Source organism: Halobaculum sp. EA56, from assembly GCF_051195075.1.
Taxonomy (GTDB): domain Archaea; phylum Halobacteriota; class Halobacteria; order Halobacteriales; family Haloferacaceae; genus Halobaculum.
This window is the reverse complement of sequence record NZ_JBNTJX010000074.1, coordinates 1-1903: the sequence shown is the minus strand read 5'-3', so window position 1 is coordinate 1903 and position 1903 is coordinate 1. Positions and strand designations below refer to the sequence as shown.

Here is a 1903-nt window from a genome sequence, read left to right as displayed (position 1 = left end):
CGAGCCCCCATGAAACAACGAGAGCTCTCCGTGCTAATGGCCGCCCTGTTCGTGACGAGCCTAGTCACGGGTCTCGTTACTGCAAGCCCGCCACGGCCAGGCACGGAGGGGAATGGGCTCACTGAGAATGAATCAGCGACGCTGTGGTCTCGCGACGCGGACAACTACATCAGCCAGGAGGAGTACCAGCAGCGCTACGGCGAGAGCCGGACCGCGATGCACCAACTCGCAAACGGGACAGACATCACGTTCACGCGCCCGCCGGCGACAGCTGCAACGTGGACGCGAAATGATTTCGCTGATCTCGAAGCCGGTGGGTCGGATACGTCCGTGCATCCACGCCACGCGTCGCTCGAAGATGGCGTGTTTATCGAGGACGCCCACGCCACGGTGTTCGCAGTGCAGCCGTCGACGCGAGGTCACTTGGAGTCGGGTGAAACCCCGCTCTATATCGCACCGAACGGCACGATGCGGGGGTTCGTTGACTATCGTGTTCGCGTCCCGAACGGAAGCTCTTCAGGGAACACGACAGTCGAGTGGTCGCTCGCGAGCAACGAGGTCGAGGAGGTTCGATTGAAGAAGGACGGTGAAACCATCGTCGACCGCGACGGCTCGCACACGCCGGCCCTCGACTACCAGATCGAGGATGACTGGAGTGCAAACCTCACGCTTGAAGCCGAAATCAGCGTCCGGTTGAAGAAGACCACGCGAATCGACCGAGGCGACGAGACTGATGTCGAGGTCACGTATCGTACCGAGTCGCTCAACGTCTCGGACTCGATCGCCGTCGAGATCTACGACCTCTCGGCGTACCCCTACTACGCCGAGTATCCCAATGGTGACGCCGGTGTGGCTATCTTCCAGTCCAGACCGTGGCAGGGGTACACGCTCACGGAGAATGGAAGCGCACGAGTGCGTGGCGTCTGGCGGTTCTACACCGCTCGGAACACCAACTGGGACACGCTCGTCAGGTCGAACCGGACCGACAGCGCTACCGTCGAGTCGAATGCGATTCCGGTCTATGTTCACGCGTACCCGTCGCGGATCGGCCCGAGAGCTGAACCAGTTCGCGATGGCCCAGAGATCATCGACACCTGGGGCACTGACCGACCGTCTCCGGTCGGCACGCTCGGCGAGAACATCAACATCGACATCGTCAACCAGTCGTACACGACGACGTACGGCGTCGCAGTTCGCGCGGAGAACGTCGACCGCAACGCGCTCCAGGTAGCGGGGATCGTACGGGGCGTGAACGCCTCGATTGTGGCACCTGACGCTGGCTCTGAGCGGCAGCTCCGGCGCAGTAATCTGACTGTTGAGGTCCTCCGGCAGAACGAAAGCCAGGCCACACTCCGCATCGAACTCCGGGACAACGAGACCGGCGCACCAATCGTGCTCAGCGATCCCGACCGACGATATCCAATCGGTGGGAACACTCGCAACGGCTACATCACCATCGCGGAGCAGCGCGTCGAGACCAACGCGTCCGGAGTGGCGTTCGTGACGATCGACGAGCCGGGTATCTACACGGCTCGGTACCATCCGGGTTCGTGGCTCGGGCACGACCCCGCGTATGTGAGTGCGACGGCAACTGCTCGCTGGCACCCGCTCGGCACCATCGACGGTTGGTTCGCGTTCATTTTCGAGGTTGGCTGGCAGCTCATCCCGTTTATTGTGATGTTCTACGCTGGCAAGCGGCTCCTCCGAATGCTCGGTCCAGAAGACATCTTCCAACGGAACCCGTAGTCATGACTAGAAACCACCCACACATCAGTCGGCGAACCGCCCTCCGAACAGTCGCAGGTGCTGCCCTCATGAGCGTCGCTGGCTGTCTGAACGACAATGGCGGTTCTGGGACGCCTGGTGACGGAACGACCTCTCCAGATGGCAACGGCCCACTCAC

General features: G+C 61.8%; 1 protein-coding gene. It reads left to right on the top strand.

The window, feature by feature from the left end; translation table 11 throughout:
• The first annotated feature begins 9 nt into the window (after positions 1-9).
• Positions 10-1746, top strand: a complete 1737-nt coding sequence (locus ACQUQ1_RS22090) for a hypothetical protein (RefSeq protein ID WP_435066339.1) — start codon at positions 10-12, stop codon at positions 1744-1746.
• The last annotated feature ends 157 nt before the right edge of the window (positions 1747-1903 follow it).